This is a genomic window from Phascolarctobacterium sp. ET69 (genome assembly GCF_023336935.1).
Classification (GTDB): domain Bacteria; phylum Bacillota; class Negativicutes; order Acidaminococcales; family Acidaminococcaceae; genus Fusicatenibacter_A; species Fusicatenibacter_A intestinipullorum.
This window is the reverse complement of sequence record NZ_JAMBLR010000002.1, coordinates 298,327-313,139: the sequence shown is the minus strand read 5'-3', so window position 1 is coordinate 313,139 and position 14,813 is coordinate 298,327. Positions and strand designations below refer to the sequence as shown.

14 protein-coding genes and 1 pseudogene are annotated in these 14,813 nt (G+C 44.2%); 7 read left to right on the top strand and 8 right to left on the bottom strand.

Annotated features, from left to right (window positions below; translation table 11 throughout):
• Positions 1 to 5: 5 nt before the first annotated feature.
• The 6 genes and pseudogenes from M3079_RS04310 to M3079_RS04285 form a co-directional block, all read right to left on the bottom strand.
• A complete protein-coding gene (locus tag M3079_RS04310) occupies positions 6 to 2,393 on the bottom strand; it encodes a restriction endonuclease (protein WP_249077429.1) in 2,388 nt (795 codons plus the stop codon).
• A gap of 4 nt (positions 2,394 to 2,397) precedes the next feature.
• On the bottom strand, positions 2,398 to 2,856 hold the full coding sequence (locus M3079_RS04305; protein ID WP_249077428.1) for a hypothetical protein: 459 nt from the start codon (positions 2,854 to 2,856) through the stop codon (positions 2,398 to 2,400).
• A 196-nt stretch (positions 2,857 to 3,052) separates the two neighbouring features.
• A pseudogene (locus tag M3079_RS04300) lies at positions 3,053 to 3,282 on the bottom strand (GMP synthase (glutamine-hydrolyzing)); the annotation flags it as partial.
• 47 nt (positions 3,283 to 3,329) lie between these two features.
• A complete protein-coding gene (locus tag M3079_RS04295) occupies positions 3,330 to 3,863 on the bottom strand; it encodes a flavin reductase (protein WP_349293340.1) in 534 nt (177 codons plus the stop codon).
• Positions 3,864 to 3,934: 71 nt separating this feature from the next.
• Positions 3,935 to 5,488, bottom strand: coding sequence for a glutamine-hydrolyzing GMP synthase (gene guaA, locus M3079_RS04290; RefSeq protein ID WP_249077425.1), 1,554 nt, complete (start codon positions 5,486 to 5,488; stop codon positions 3,935 to 3,937).
• A gap of 114 nt (positions 5,489 to 5,602) precedes the next feature.
• Positions 5,603 to 6,229, bottom strand: a complete 627-nt coding sequence (locus tag M3079_RS04285; protein ID WP_249077423.1) for a DUF1638 domain-containing protein — start codon at positions 6,227 to 6,229, stop codon at positions 5,603 to 5,605.
• A gap of 173 nt (positions 6,230 to 6,402) precedes the next feature.
• On the opposite strand from M3079_RS04285, the gene M3079_RS04280 reads away from it, so the two are divergent.
• The 7 genes from M3079_RS04280 to M3079_RS04250 all read left to right on the top strand — a co-directional run bounded on the left by M3079_RS04280 (position 6,403) and on the right by M3079_RS04250 (position 12,680).
• Positions 6,403 to 7,755, top strand: a complete 1,353-nt coding sequence (locus M3079_RS04280) for an MATE family efflux transporter (RefSeq protein WP_249077421.1) — start codon at positions 6,403 to 6,405, stop codon at positions 7,753 to 7,755.
• A 200-nt stretch (positions 7,756 to 7,955) separates the two neighbouring features.
• The gene (locus M3079_RS04275; RefSeq protein ID WP_249077420.1) at positions 7,956 to 8,822 is read left to right on the top strand and encodes a polysaccharide deacetylase family protein; all 867 of its coding nucleotides are present in this window, start codon (positions 7,956 to 7,958) and stop codon (positions 8,820 to 8,822) included.
• A complete protein-coding gene (locus M3079_RS04270) occupies positions 8,806 to 9,627 on the top strand; it encodes a polysaccharide deacetylase family protein (RefSeq protein WP_249077419.1) in 822 nt (273 codons plus the stop codon). Before M3079_RS04275 ends, M3079_RS04270 begins: the two co-directional genes overlap by 17 nt.
• Before the next feature lie 50 nt (positions 9,628 to 9,677).
• Positions 9,678 to 10,514 (top strand): ABC transporter substrate-binding protein, encoded by an 837-nt coding sequence (locus M3079_RS04265; RefSeq protein ID WP_249077418.1) that lies wholly within the window; start codon positions 9,678 to 9,680, stop codon positions 10,512 to 10,514.
• 54 nt (positions 10,515 to 10,568) lie between these two features.
• Positions 10,569 to 11,225, top strand: coding sequence for an amino acid ABC transporter permease (locus M3079_RS04260; protein WP_021715800.1), 657 nt, complete (start codon positions 10,569 to 10,571; stop codon positions 11,223 to 11,225).
• On the top strand, positions 11,218 to 11,943 hold the full coding sequence (locus tag M3079_RS04255) for an amino acid ABC transporter ATP-binding protein (RefSeq protein WP_249077417.1): 726 nt from the start codon (positions 11,218 to 11,220) through the stop codon (positions 11,941 to 11,943). Before M3079_RS04260 ends, M3079_RS04255 begins: the two co-directional genes overlap by 8 nt.
• Before the next feature lie 8 nt (positions 11,944 to 11,951).
• Positions 11,952 to 12,680 carry an aspartate/glutamate racemase family protein gene (locus M3079_RS04250; RefSeq protein WP_249077416.1) on the top strand — a complete coding sequence of 243 codons (729 nt, stop codon included), beginning with the start codon at positions 11,952 to 11,954 and terminating at the stop codon, positions 12,678 to 12,680.
• Between the two features lie 126 nt (positions 12,681 to 12,806).
• Here M3079_RS04250 and groL read toward each other — a convergent pair whose 3' ends face one another.
• Both groL and groES read right to left on the bottom strand, forming a co-directional pair.
• A complete protein-coding gene (gene groL / locus M3079_RS04245; protein WP_249077415.1) occupies positions 12,807 to 14,432 on the bottom strand; it encodes a chaperonin GroEL in 1,626 nt (541 codons plus the stop codon).
• 31 nt (positions 14,433 to 14,463) lie between these two features.
• The gene (gene groES, locus M3079_RS04240; RefSeq protein WP_021715809.1) at positions 14,464 to 14,748 is read right to left on the bottom strand and encodes a co-chaperone GroES; all 285 of its coding nucleotides are present in this window, start codon (positions 14,746 to 14,748) and stop codon (positions 14,464 to 14,466) included.
• Between the last annotated feature and the right edge of the window lie 65 nt (positions 14,749 to 14,813).

Sequence of the window (14,813 nt, the reverse complement as noted above, 5' to 3'; positions counted from 1 at the left end):
ATTTTTTATTTTATATTTGAATTGTAATACATACTTGGAAAGTACGCATTTAACTTTATTACTAATTCCACACCATTAATTAATACAACGTCTTGCAATTTGGCTATTTTTTTTGCATCAACGGAAAAATCAGAAGTTGTAAAGCATGCAATTTTATTTGCACCTAATCTTTCTCTTTCCGCAATTAAACGTTGTATAGGTGTAGCATCAACATTACTAACCCAGCGTTTACATTGTATCAGCCATGTTTCACTAGAATTTCCATTAAACCATTTTGCAACTATATCCACCCCTAGATCTCCACTACCACCCTTTCTATGCACATCTGCATAATTTTCACATTCTAATAATTTTTTACACAAATTTTCAAAATCATAAGGGTCCATAGTTGCTATATCAATAGCATTTTTATTAAAATCTTTAGGTATAGCTTTTTTAATATAGTATTTCCCATCTGTATCTGTTTTCAATTCGACAAGCAGATCAATTTCTTTTATATTATCATCATCATTTAATAAACTATATAATGTCTTATTATTACCATCTGATAACTCATCAATAAGCTCTACATAAAGATCTTCTATAACAAATCTCCCTTTTTTATTAAGCAGTTTATTGATAAAAAAAGGTACAAGTTCATACAATTTTTTAAACAAGGTGTCTTCATCTTCTTGATCAAGATACAATCGTTTTTTATCCAATTGTATTTCCTGTTTATCATCAACATAAAAATTATTTAAAATAGTATCTATCACAAGTTTCTGAATATGTACATCAAAATGTATACCTTTTTTTAAAATATCTTTCTTTATTTTGTTAACAGCAGCGGTTACTGTATATGGAAAATCTTTTATTTTTTTTAAATCTTTATAAACATCATCTACTATTTTAGCTTCATAATTTTCATTACCAATATAAAAATATCGTTTTTCTTTTGGTAATTTTTCAAAACCTATGATTACTTCATTGATTAGTGTATTTTTATAAGCAGATTGCTTTCTAAGTGTAGGATCATTTTTCTCTACACCAATTCTAAAAGTATATTCAAATCCGTTTTTTCTAGCATAATCCACTATTCTAGCAAAAATATTAAAATATTTCATTTTTCCTAATTTAGTGAATATTATAACAGGACTACCCTCTTTCAAATGTTCAGAAAAACACTTAAACATCTTATCAATATCTTTATAGTAATTTTCTAAATTCTTATCTTGTCTTTCATCAGCATTAGTGACAACCATTTCACTTTTTAACATACTTTTAGTTAAATCAAATCGAGTACTATTATCAGCAAAATGATTTAGCCATATTCTAAACATCTGATTTCTTTCCAAATATGGAACTTGATCTGTATAAGGGAAATCCGTAATAATTGCATCAAATATTAAATTAGGATGTTTATTTAAATAATTATAGTAATCATCATTAATAACAGAATATTGATTGTTATTTGAAAAATCATCTGATAATACTAATTTATAATTTTGTTGAAATCTAGAAAACTTCTTATATTTTGACGCAAATAATTCCCAAACATTCATATCTTGAGCTTTTTCATTTACTACATGATATAAAATATCAGTAGAACTTCCATACATTGCTACTCTAGCCAAGCTCAAAGATGAAACTAAAACTTGCTGCAAAAATTCTTTTTCTTTAGAATAAGGTAATTTAGAAATAGATTTTTGTAATAACATCAATGCAACCTGATTTCTATGTGTAAATATAGCATTATACTTATGCGCACCAGTAGAAGCAGTAATATTAATACGACTATTTACAATATATATATCCTTAGGAAAATCTGATGCATCAATTTTATCAACTTCCAACACCTTTTCCCAATCTACATCATCAAATTTTTTAGCAAAACATTTACAAACAGGACATTGTTGTAATAACTTTACATTTTTATTATCTTGAATTTCTCTATTTGCCTGCGGATTAAAATAACCTTCTTTGCCATTTTGTGGATCAAATAATATTTTTTTTATAAAATTTTTCTTTCCACAGCATTTAGTTTGATACAAATAAAGAATCTTTTCTTTAACATCATTTTCAACTAACTTATAATATTCTTCTAATAAATTAATGTTAACACGTTCAAACAAAGACTTGTTAACATAATAAGTATAATTATCTAATTCTATTCCAAATAATCGTCTATTAGCTTTTTGCGCTGCTAATATCGTCATTCCACTTCCCAAAAAAGGATCTAGAATTAAATCACCTTCTTTAGTAAACGCTAATAGAACTTTCTCTATTATTTCCGGTGATTTTCTACCTTTAAATGTATAAGTTTCTTTAATATCCCGCGAAATTGTATTTGGCGTATCTTTTAAAACATTAGCTATCTTATTTGCAATTTCTGTTGTAGATATTTTCTTTCTCATAATTTCACTCTCTTTCTAATAATTCATATGTCTTTACTGATAATATATTAGCCAATTTATCTAAATTTTTTAAATTCAAATTTTTATTTTGTCCATTAATATACCGTAAAAAAGTTCTATAACTCATTTTTTCTTTATCATAAAATTCCGTATAAAAATTACTTTCATGTATATCTAGTTCCAATTTTAATCTTTTTAAATTATTTATTATAGTTTCTTTTATTTTATCTCTCCAAATAGGAGTATATACATCAAATCTATTATTAGGAATTATTAATTGCGAAACATCTATACCTATCATATAAGCAATTTCATTAATTTGCGCAACACTCGGCGAACTTCTACCAGCTGACCAATTTAAAATAACAGCTTCAGATAAATTAAGTTTCTTAGCAATTGCTCTATTAGAAGTTAATGAGTAATAATGCTTTAAATTTTCTAATAAAATCTCTGTACTTCTCAAAACACCTTCTCCTTTCATTAATATTTCTTTTCTTATAGTTTCTTTTTTCATTATGTTTTAATAATACATGTTATTTTATTGTCAAACAATGCAAAATCATACATCACTAATTTAATATTGAATTATTTAATTAGCAAAATAACAAAAAAATAAGGAGCATCTAAATAAAAATTTAGATGCTCCTTATTTTTTTATCTCAATCAAACCCTATCATTACTAGAGGTTTTATTGTGTAATTAAACCTCTAGTGATATGTTTTACTTCGTTTACTATTCTGTTGGCTGCGGTGGTAATTGTTGCAGGAGGCAGCATAGTAACTTCCGCCGTCATAAAGTCGGTGGTGGTTACGGCACGCAGGGCAATGGCGTAATCGCAAGTATATTCGTCGCCCATAACATCTACATTACGCATGTTGGTCAACGCCGCTTAAAGCATACACAACTATTTGCCAATGCGATATGTTCTTTTTAACCTTACCTAATAATATACGCCGCAACAATCTCTCCGATATATGCGGTATGCGCATCACGATTTGCCATGCAGTAGGTTACGTCAACATCCTGTGGATACATTTTCGCTCTTATGTCTTCAGGGATTTTTTCTAAATCCTGCTTTTGGGAATACAGAACCTTACATTCCAAAGTTAACGGATATTCCTTAATTCCGGGCACATGAATTACTTCCGGCGCTTCCAAGGTTAAATGCGCTGCCGGTTCTTTGTCAATATCGTAACCGGATTGCCAGCCACATATTTTAACAATAGAAGGAATTACCCCTTCCATGGGAATGCTGACCGTAAATTCTCCCGTTGCATCAAGCTGTGCTTTTGTATAGCGGTGTTCCCTAACATATACTGTAAACGCAGGTTTTCCCCATACAGTTCCAAGGCCGCCCCATCCAATTACCATACTGTTAAACTTTGTATGTTTCGAATTTAAAAGGATGCCTTTGGGTAAAGCTTCTATAATTTTGCCTGCATATTCAGGAACATTAATTTTTTCTTTTATAACGGTTCCTCCAATCGAAAACCTCTCAGAGCAACATCAGCCACAGCTTAGTGATCTTAAAATTTTAAATCTCACTCAAACTCTATCGTTGCAGGCGGTTTGGTTGTGTAGTCAAACAGCACGCGGTTGATATGTTTTACTTCGTTTACTATTCTGTTGGCTGCGGTGGTAATTGTTGCAGGGGGCAGCATGGTAACTTCCGCCGTCATAAAGTCGGTGGTGGTTACGGCACGCAGGGCAATGGCGTAATCGTAAGTGCGTTCGTCGCCCATAACGCCTACGCTGCGCATATTGGTCAGCGCCGCAAAATACTGGCTGGGGCGCTCTGCCAGCGGCAGTTTGTCCACTTCTTCACGATAAATGTAATCGGCATCCTGCACAATGGCAACTTTTTCTGCCGTTACTTCGCCGATAATGCGGATGGCAAGCCCAGGTCCCGGGAACGGCTGGCGGGTTACCAGATATTCCGGAAGGCCAAGCTCTCTGCCGGACTGGCGCACTTCGTCCTTAAACAAATCGCGCAGAGGCTCAACAATTTCTTTAAAGTCTACAAAATCGGGCAGGCCGCCTACATTGTGGTGGCTCTTAATGGTTGCCGATTCGCCGCCGAGGCCGCTTTCAACAACGTCCGGGTAAATGGTGCCCTGTGCCAGATAATCGACTGCGCCGATTTTTTTAGCTTCTTCTTCAAACACACGGATAAATTCTTCGCCGATAATTTTGCGTTTGGCTTCCGGCGCAGTTACGCCTGCCAGTTTGCTGTAAAAACGTTCGCGTGCGTCTACGCATACAAAGTTAATGTCAAACAGGCCGCCTTCGCCGAATACGGAGCATACTTCTTCGCGTTCGTTTTTGCGCAGCAGGCCGTGGTCTACAAATACGCAGGTAAGCTGTTTGCCGATGGCTTTGGCAAGCATTGCCGCACAGACGCTGCTGTCTACGCCGCCGCTTAATGCGCACAGTACTTTGCCGCTGCCGATGCGTTCTTTCAGCTCTTTAACGGTTTCTTCAACAAAGCTGTCCATTTTCCAGGTTCCGGCACAGCCGCATACATTATATACAAAGTTGCTCAGCATTTTGGTGCCGTTGTCGGTGTGCAGCACTTCGGGGTGGAACTGCACGCAGTACAGCCCGCGGCTTGCGTCCTCTGCCGCCGCTACCGGGCAGTTGGGGGTGTGCGCGGTAATTTTAAAGCCGGGTGCTGCCGTTTCAATATAGTCGTTGTGGCTCATCCAGCACACGTTTTTGGCCGGTATATCTTTAAAAAGAAGGCTTTCCGTATCAAAGTCAACCAGTGTTTTGCCGTATTCGCGTTCCGGCGCTTTGCAAACATGCCCGCCCAGCATGTGCATCATCAGCTGGCTGCCGTAGCAAATGCCTAAAACAGGCACGCCCCAGCTGTAAATTTCCGCATCAATCGTGGGCGAATCCTCTAAATAAGCGCTGTTGGGGCCGCCGGTAAAAATAATGCCCTTCGGGTTTTTGGCTTTAATTTTTTCAAGGCTCTGCCTGTAAGACACAATTTCGCAGTAAACGCCGCTTTCCCTTACGCGGCGGGCGATAAGCTGGTTGTACTGGCCGCCGAAGTCAATTACTAAAATCATTTCCTGGTTGTCGGTTTTCATAACGGCTTCATCCTCCTGTAAAGTTTTTTACGTTTTTCTTTATCTTTTAATTTTACAATATTAAGTGTAAAAAAGCAAACAAAATGCCCGCTTTTGCAAGGGTTTACAGGCTGTTTACCCTTCTTTGGCAATAACGCGGAAATCGCCGTCAATATCGCCCGTAAGCAGCTTGCGCAAAATGCTGTAACCGCCGCCAACAACTTCAATCGTGCCGTCAAGCACATCTACAAGCGGCTTCAGTTCGTCAACAACAGCCTGCGTATTGTAAGTGCCGGTATCCACAACGTAAAAATGCTCAAAGCCCTTAAACATTTTGCGCAGGTAAGCCTTGCCTTCTTCCTCACCCTTTTCGGCAATCTGCGTTTCAAGGTTCAGGCTGCCGCTGCGCATAAAATCAAGCCAGCTTTCCGTCATAAAAATGCCTTTGGGCGCGCGGTTAATGCTTTTTATATCCGTTTTGGAAAGCAAAATATCCACACAGTCGCGCGTTTTGGGTATTACAAGTTCTGCCGTAGTTGCCCTTAACTTTGCCGTTCCGCCGCCGCAGCCGCTTACGCAGATTAAAATGCGGTCTACGTTGGCAAAACTGTCGATGGTGTTCTGCAAATACTCTGCCAGCTCCTGCGGATTGCTGTGCAGGCGCTTCGGCAGAAAATACACCGGCGTATCGAGATTCAGTTCATCAATTAAATGCAGTATTTCTTTTTTTAGTGTTGGGCATGATAAAATTACCTGTTTCATGCTGATGCTCCTTTTATAACCTTCTGTAATAAGTATAGCACAGAGCAATGCGGCGTTAAATGCAGTTTTGTAAAATATCGCGGCGGAGATTGACCGCGCCCTTTTGGCAATAATATAATAAAATTGTAAATTTATAAATTTTAAACCGTTACCATACTTTAAGCGAGGTTTTTATGAACACCAGATTTTTATTTACGCATATGCCGCCGGGCAGGCTGTTTTTAATTACGGCCGGGCCGGGAGCGGTGGGCATGCTGGCTTCGGTGCTGTTTTACATGGTAGACGGCATTTTTATAGGCCGCTATCTTGGTGAAACGGCGTTTGCCGCGCTGAACCTTGCTTTGCCGTTTGTAATCATTAATTTTTCGCTGTCTGATTTAATCGGCGTCGGTTCTTCCGTGCCTATTGCCATTAAGCTTGGCGAAAAAAAGAACCACACCGCCAACAATATTTTTACCTGCTCCTGCGTGCTTACCTTTTTAACAAGTATCGGCGTGGGCGCGCTGCTGTATTTTGGCGGGCCATACCTGCTTTCGCTGTTGGGCGCAAAGGGCGAGCTGCATGCGCTGGCGTTAAGCTACCTGCGGGTTTATGCATTAACGGCACCTGTTACCACCATTGTTTTCGGCGCAGACAGCTACCTGCGCATCTGCGGGCAAATACGCACCAGTATGTTCCTTAATATAGGCATGGCGGTTATCAGCTTTGTGCTGGAATTTTTATTTCTTGCCGTTTTCGGCTGGGGCATTTGGGCAGCGGCTTTTGCTTCCAGCCTTGCCATGATGGCAGGAGCAGCTGTATCGCTGTATCCGTTTTGGCGGGGATATTTGCAGCTTAAATTCTGCCGTCCCAGTTTTTCAGCGGCGATGATTGCCAATATTTTTGTATGCGGCTGCCCGATATTTTTAAACAATGTTTCCGGGCGCTTAACTTCGATAATGATGAACTTTTTGCTGCTGCGCTTCGGCGGCACCACGGCGGTTTCGGTATACGGCGTTTTAATGTACGCCGACAGCTTTATTACGGAGTTTTTATACGGCATGTGCGACGCCTTGCAGCCTGCGGTTGGCTACAACTGGGGTGCTGGCAATTCGCGGCGCATCAGCCAGATAGAGCGCTACTGCTACGGAACGGCGGCCGGCGTATCACTTATATCGGCAGCGGTGATGATACTGTTTCCGCTTAAAATTACCCAGTTTTTTGTGCCCGATGGCGACAGCAGGCTTTTAACCCTTGCCGCTGCTGCCGTACCCATATTTGCAGTAGCGTATCTGGCACGCTGGGTTTCACTGGCAACCGAAAGCTACATGACGGCGGTTGGCAAATACTTGCAGGCTTCGGTTATTTCCGTTGTTACAGCGTTTGCCGCGCCCGCGCTGATACTTATTGTGCTTTTTCCGCTCGGGCTTGACGGCTTATGGCTTAACTACCCGCTGACGGCAATAGTCTGCGCCGTGCTTTCCGTTATAATTATCAAACGCTTCAGCAAGGATTTGCTTGCAAAAGCGAAGCAGAAACATACCTAAAAAAATAAAAGCAGTTTCAAAATTTCAATAAAAAATCCCGCAAACAAGCGGGATTTTTTATTTGAATAATATTATCAAAAAATTAAATCAATTATATATTAAATTGTTTATTGCAAATGCTTGTGATATAATTTTACTATTAATAAAAATACAGCAGCATGTTTTTAAAATGCACCTGTAACAAGCAGGAGGAAATAAAATTGATTACCTTAAAAAACGGTGACGGTATCAAATGGCCGCACGGCAAGCGCATTGCCGTTTTGTTGACCTTTGATTTTGACGCCGAATACCTGCGTTATTCCGTAACCGGGCAGAGTACGCTCGGCTTTTCGGATATTTCGCGCGGGCAGTACGGGCCGCACGAAGGCTTAAAGCGCTGCCTTGACATGCTGGCGCGCCAGAACATTAAAACCACGTTTTTTGTGCCCGGTATTGTTGCCGAAAAATACGCGGACGAAGTAAAACAAATTGCCGCCGCAGGGCACGAGCTTGCCTACCACGGCTATGCGCACGACGCGCGCCCCGGCATATCAGAAGCGGAAGAAGAAGCCAATATGGCAAAAGCGGAAGCCATTCTTGAAGCCATCAGCGGCAAAAAAGTAGTTGGCCACCGCGCCCCGCTTGATACCTTGCAGACTTACGGCGTTAAGCTGATGCAAAAACGCGGTTATTTATACAGCAGCACCTTAAAAGACTGCGACTGGGCATATATCCACGAAGGTGAACACCCTGTTGTGGAGCTGCCTACCGAACCCGGCTTTGACGATTTTTCGTTCTTTTATTTTTCGTACGCCGATGCGCACACCATTACCTGCAGCTACCCGGCAGAATATGTTTACAACATGTGGAAGGACGCCTTTGACGAACTGGCAAACGAGGGCGACAAAATTATGTGCCTTAAGCTGCACCCGCAGCTGATTGGGCGCTCAAGCCGCATCCGCATGCTGGAGCGACTGGTGCTTTACATGCGCCAAAACGGTGCGTGGATTGCCGGCTGCGAAGAAGTTGCGCGCTATGTGCTGGCGCAAAACGGAAAGGAGGCTGACGCCGATGCTGTGGCCAAATAACAAACGCCTTGCGCTGATGCTTTCTTTCGATATCGACGCCGAAACGCTGTGGCTTACGCGCAACGAAATCAACAAAAACCACCCCGCCAACCTAAGCCGCGGGCTGTATTCCGTAAAGCAGGGCATTCCCCGCATTTTGCGGATGCTGGAAGAAGAAAATCAGCACGCCACATTTTTTACCACGGCCTACACTGCGGAGCTTCACCCGGAAGTTATTAAATGCATTGCCGCCTGCGGGCACGAAATTGCCTACCACGGCTACCTGCACGAAGTTTACGATACTTACGAAAAAGAAAACGCGCTGATGGCAAAGGCCGAAAACATCATTAAAGGCCTTACCGGCAGGCAGATGGTTGGCCAGCGTTCCCCAGACGGCTTTATATACGATTTTCACCTTCAGCTGTGGCTGGACAGGGGATATATTTATTCCTCCAACTGGCGCGATAACGACGGGCCGTTCCTGCACAAAATAAACGGCAAAACCGTGCCCATTGTGGAACTGCCCAAAGACGGCATAGTGGATGACACCAGCTACGATATGTACACCATTCAGGCGCCGGAACACCACTACCTGCGCAGCGGGCGCGAAATGACCGGCATTTGGATGGAAGAATTTGACGGGCTTGCCGACGAAGGACGCATGATGAATTTTGTAATGCACCCGCAGTTTATTGGCCGCCCCGGCTATGTGCGCGCCCTGCGCGATTTTATACGCTACGCCAGGGACAACGGCGCCTGGATTTGCACCGACGAACAGGCCGCACGCTGGGTGCTGGCGCAGAACGGCTTTACCGAATTTGCCTGATTTGGGCGCTTGCGCCTGCAATAAATAAAAAGATGAGAGGGGTTTAAAAAATGTTCAGCAAAAAACTTACCAAAAAATTATTAGCTTTAGGTGCGGCAGCAATGCTTGCACTGGCAGCAGCCGGCTGCGGCGGCAGCGATAAGGCCGACGCTCCGAAGGAAGCGGCAAACGGCAAGCTTACCATTGCCATTAACGCCACCTTCCCGCCATTTGAAAGCGTTAAGGAGGGTACGCACGATTATGTCGGCGTCGATATTGATATTGCCCGTTATATCGGACAGAAGCTCGGCAAAGAAGTTACCTTCACCGACATGAAATTCGCTTCCCTTGTGCCCACTCTGCAAAGCGGCCGCGCCGATATGATTGTATCGGCCATCAGCCCCACGGACGAGCGCAAAGAAGTGCTTGACTTTACCGAACCTTACTACTACCCGATGAAAGCCATTATCTGCCAGAAAGGCGCAGGCTACGACAGCTTTGAAAAACTTAAAGGCCAGAAAGCAGGCGCTTCCATGGGCACCACCTATGTACAGGAGCTGAAAGACGCAGGCGGCATTGAAGTTGTGGAACTTGACAACACGCCGCTGGTTGTGCAGGACATTTTAAACGGACGCCTTGCCGCTGGCTTGTTTGACGCAGCACAGGCCGCCGTATTCATCAGCCAGAACGATAAACTGGAAATGCACACCTTAAACCTGCCGATTGTTTACGCCGATACTTTTGCCATTGCGCTGCCGAAAGGCTCTAAAGATGTTGCCACGGTGGACGGCATTTTAAAAGAAATGCAGAAAAACGGCGAAATGCACAAAATTCTGGTTAAGCACCTTGGCGAAACGGCTACCAAACAATATGAAGAAGCCATTGCCAAACTCGAGATTGCAAAATAAAACCAACCCGGCAGTGCGCTGTACTGCCGGGCTTTAACTTAAAGGAGCAACATTATGCTTGATTTTTCCGTACTTGACCCATACCTGCCGCTTTTAGCCTCAGCCGTATGGATTACCATTAAATTTACGTTCTTTTCCACCCTTATCGGCTTTTTGGGGGGCTTTATTTTAGCGCTTATCACGCTTTCGCACAACAAGGTATTTTCCTTCCTTGCCAAAGCGTACATCTCCGTTTTCCGCGGCACGCCGCTTCTGGTTCAGCTTATGCTCATCTATTTTGCTACGCCGCAGCTTACGGGCTATACCATCAGCGCGCTGGAAGCAGGCGTGCTTTCCTTCGGGCTGAACTCCGCCGCCTATATCTCCGAAGCGCTGCGCGGCGGCATCCTTTCCGTAGACCGCGGCCAGTGGGAAGCCTCCATGTCGCTGGGCGTGCCTACGCACCGCTTTATTCTTGACGTTATTCTGCCGCAGGCAATTAAAAACGCACTGCCCTCGCTCGTTAACGAAAGCATTATGCTTTTGAAGGATTCCAGCCTTGTTTCCGTTATCGGAGTGGCCGACACCCTGCGCTGGGCGGATTTGATTCAGGCCAAAACCTTCCGCGCGTTTGAAGCCTTTATTGTGGCCGCCGCAGTTTATTATGTGCTGGTAATGCTGCTCAACCTTTTGGGCGCATACCTTGAAAGGAAGGTGCGCGTAAGTGATTAAAGTTGAACATCTTGCCAAAAGCTTCGGCACACTGCAAGTTTTAAAAGATATTTCGCTCAGCATTAATAAAGGCGAAGTCGTAACCATTATCGGCCCTTCGGGCAGCGGCAAATCGACGCTTCTGCGCTGCTTAAACCTGCTTGAACGCCCTGACAGCGGCAAAATTATTTTTGACGGCACCGATATTTTAAGCGGCAAAGTAAAAATTGAAAGCATCCGTAAAAATGCGTGCATGGTTTTTCAGCATTTTAATTTGTTTGCCAACATGACGGCGCTGCAAAACGTGGCTTATGCGCCGCGCATTGTTAACGGGCTGAGCCGTGCCGACGCCGAAGCCAAAGCGCAGAAGCTGCTGGAAAAAGTAGGCCTTGGCGATAAATCGGGCCAGTACCCCAGCCGTCTTTCCGGCGGACAGAAACAGCGCGTTGCCATTGCCCGCGCCATGGCCATGGAACCAGAAGTGCTGCTTTTGGACGAACCTACCTCCGCACTCGACCCGGAAATGGTAAAAGAAGTGCTTGACGTTATTAAAGGGCTTGCCAACACTGGCATTACCATGGTGCTGGTAACGCACGAAATGGGCTTTGCCCGCGATGTTTCGGATGTTATTCATTTTATGGACGAAGGCTATTTAATTGAAAGTGCGCCGCCGCAGGAATTTTTTGCGAATCCCAAAACGGAACGCGCGCGTAAATTTTTATCCACCATTTTATCGTGAGGCAGCTTATGAAAATTTTAATTATCAACCCAGATTACGGCATGACTCAGGAAGAAATGGCTTTGCGCTGCCGCATTCTGGAAGAATACACGGCGCCCGATACGCAGCTTGCCATGGTGTGCCCGCAAAACTCCGGTGTGGAGCTTAACTCTGCCCTTGATGTTGTGCTTGCCGCACCCGAAATTGTGCAGCTTGCGGCAGACGGGCAGAACGCCGGTTTTGACGCCATTGTTTTGTACTGCTTCAGCGACCCTGTTATCGACGCCTGCCGCGAAGCATTGCGCATTCCCGTTATCGGCGGGGCGCAGGCCTCCTGCCTGGCAGCACTTAATGTATGCCGCAGCTTTGGCGTAATACTGGCAGACGAAGCACGCCTGCCGGAGAAAAAACTGTTCCTGCGTACGCTCGGCGTAAGCCCGGAACGCATCGGGCAAATTGCCGCCGTTAATTTAAGTGGCATCTCGCCCTGGGCGGACAGAGAAACCACCTTTAAAAAGCTGCTGGCCTGCGGTCAGAAAATGATGCGTGAAACGCACACCGAAGCCATTGTTTTAGGCTGCCTTTCCTTTTTGGGGCTGGCAGAGCCTTTAAGCCGCGTGCTTGGCTTACCGGTTATCGATCCTGCAGTCGCCGCAGTAACAACCGCCGAAAGCATTGTGCGCCAGCGCCTTTTTACCAGTAAAGTAAGCTACCCCCTGCTGTGCGGCAAAGCACGTGAGATTATAAGGGAAATTTAAAACATTAAATTAAAACCACATAAACAGCAAAAACCCCGCGGTAAAAACCACGGGGTTTTGTTGTAAGGGGAAGTTCTATGAAAAGTTTGAAAGGATGTATTTTAGCTGAAGTTCAGCTAAATGTCATTACATCATGCCGGGCATGCCGCCGCCCATAGGCATTGCCGGTGCAGCTGCTTCTTTGGCAGGTTTGTCGGCAACAATGGATTCGGTAGTAAGAATCATAGCGGCAATGCTTGCTGCATTTTGCAGTGCGCTTCTGGTAACTTTGGTCGGGTCAACGATACCGGCTTCAATCATGTCAACATATTCTTCGGTAAGAGCGTTGAAGCCAAAGCCTTTGCGGCTGCGTTTAATGGTATCTACAATAACTGCGCCTTCAAGGCCTGCGTTGTAAGCGATTTGGCGGACAGGTTCTTCGATAGCGCGTTTAACAATTTCCACGCCGGTTTTTTCGTCGCCGGTTGCTTTAATGCGGTTCAGTGCGGGCTGTACTTGCAGAAGTGCGGTGCCGCCGCCTGCAACAATACCTTCGGCAACTGCTGCGCGGGTTGCGTTAAGAGCATCTTCAATGCGCAGTTTTTTATCTTTCAGTTCAACTTCGGTTGCAGCGCCAACTTTAATTACTGCTACGCCGCCTGCAAGTTTGGCAAGGCGTTCCTGAAGTTTTTCTCTGTCGAATTCGGAAGTGGTTTCCGGAATCTGGGAACGGATTTGTGCAACACGTGCTGCGATTTCTTCTTTGCTGCCGCCGCCGTCAACAATGGTGGTGAGTTCTTTGGTTACGCGAACCTGGCCTGCGCTGCCGAGGTCTTCCAGGGTTGCGCTGTCAAGTTTGCGGCCAACTTCTTCACTGATAACGGTTGCGCCGGTGAGGATTGCGATATCCTGCAGCATAGCTTTGCGGCGGTCGCCGAAGCCAGGAGCTTTAACGGCAACTGCTTTGAAAGTGCCGCGCAGTTTGTTTACAACAAGGGTTGCCAGTGCTTCGCCTTCAACATCTTCAGCGATGATGAGGAGTTCACGGCCGCCTTGTACAACTTTTTCAAGTACAGGCATAATGTCCTGAATTACATTGATTTTGCGGTCGGTAATAAGCACCAGCGGATTGCTGAGAACAGCTTCCATTTTATCGGTATCGGTTACCATGTACGGGCTGATGTAGCCGCGGTCAAACTGCATGCCTTCAACGGTTTCAAGGCAGGTTTCCATGGTTTTGGATTCTTCAACGGTAATAACGCCGTCGTCGCCAACTTTTTCCATAGCATCAGCAATCAGATTGCCGATTTCTTCATCAGCTGCAGAAATGGAAGCTACCTGAGCTTTTGCTTCTTTGGTTTCTACTTTTTTGCTGATTGCTTTAAGTTCGTCAACCAGAACGTTTACTGCGTTCTGAATGCCTTTTTTAAGAATCATCGGGTTTGCACCAGCAGCTACGTTGCGCAGGCCTTCATGCACCATAGCCTGTGCCAGAACGGTTGCGGTGGTGGTGCCGTCGCCTGCTACGTCGTTGGTTTTGGTTGCAACTTCTTTAACAAGCTGTGCGCCCATGTTTTCAAACGGGTCTTCCAGTTCAATATCACGGGCAATGGTTACACCGTCGTTGGTAATGGTCGGTGCGCCGAATTTTTTCTCCAGCACAACGTTGCGGCCTTTAGGCCCAAGGGTTACTTTTACGGCATTAGCCAGTGCGTCAACGCCGCGTTCAAGGCTGCGGCGAGCTTCTTCGTTGAATTTTATTTCTTTAGCCATTTAAAATGCACTCCTTTAAATTCTTTATCAATTACAGTACGGCAAGTACGTCGCGTTCGCTCAAAATCAAATATTCTTTGCCGTCCAGTTTAAATTCGGTTCCGGAATATTTTGCAAAAACAACTTCTTCGCCAACTTTAACTTCCGGAGCAACGCGGGTGCCGTTATCAAGCACGCGGCCTGCGCCGACAGCAATTACTTTGCCGGTCTGCGGGCGTTCTTTGGAAGCAGTATCGGGAAGGTAAATACCGCTGGCAGTTTTTTCTTCTTTAGTAGTAATTTCTACAACAATGTGGTCTGCTAATGGTTTTAACATTTGTAATTCCCCTTTCAATATAGTTACGTTAGTATTAATTTCGTTTTATCTTGTTAGCACTCACT

Bases quoted from the DNA above. Each gene is read 5' to 3' on its own strand.
- M3079_RS04280 (WP_249077421.1), top strand. From the start codon at position 6,403: ATGAACACCAGATTTTTATTTACGCATATGCCGCCGGGCAGGCTGTTT.
- M3079_RS04310 (WP_249077429.1), bottom strand. From the start codon at position 2,393: ATGAGAAAGAAAATATCTACAACAGAAATTGCAAATAAGATAGCTAAT.
- groES (WP_021715809.1), bottom strand. From the start codon at position 14,748: ATGTTAAAACCATTAGCAGACCACATTGTTGTAGAAATTACTACTAAA.
- M3079_RS04265 (WP_249077418.1), top strand. From the start codon at position 9,678: ATGTTCAGCAAAAAACTTACCAAAAAATTATTAGCTTTAGGTGCGGCA.
- M3079_RS04270 (WP_249077419.1), top strand. From the start codon at position 8,806: ATGCTGTGGCCAAATAACAAACGCCTTGCGCTGATGCTTTCTTTCGAT.
- groL (WP_249077415.1), bottom strand. From the start codon at position 14,432: ATGGCTAAAGAAATAAAATTCAACGAAGAAGCTCGCCGCAGCCTTGAA.
- M3079_RS04285 (WP_249077423.1), bottom strand. From the start codon at position 6,229: ATGAAACAGGTAATTTTATCATGCCCAACACTAAAAAAAGAAATACTG.
- M3079_RS04260 (WP_021715800.1), top strand. From the start codon at position 10,569: ATGCTTGATTTTTCCGTACTTGACCCATACCTGCCGCTTTTAGCCTCA.
- M3079_RS04250 (WP_249077416.1), top strand. From the start codon at position 11,952: ATGAAAATTTTAATTATCAACCCAGATTACGGCATGACTCAGGAAGAA.
- guaA (WP_249077425.1), bottom strand. From the start codon at position 5,488: ATGAAAACCGACAACCAGGAAATGATTTTAGTAATTGACTTCGGCGGC.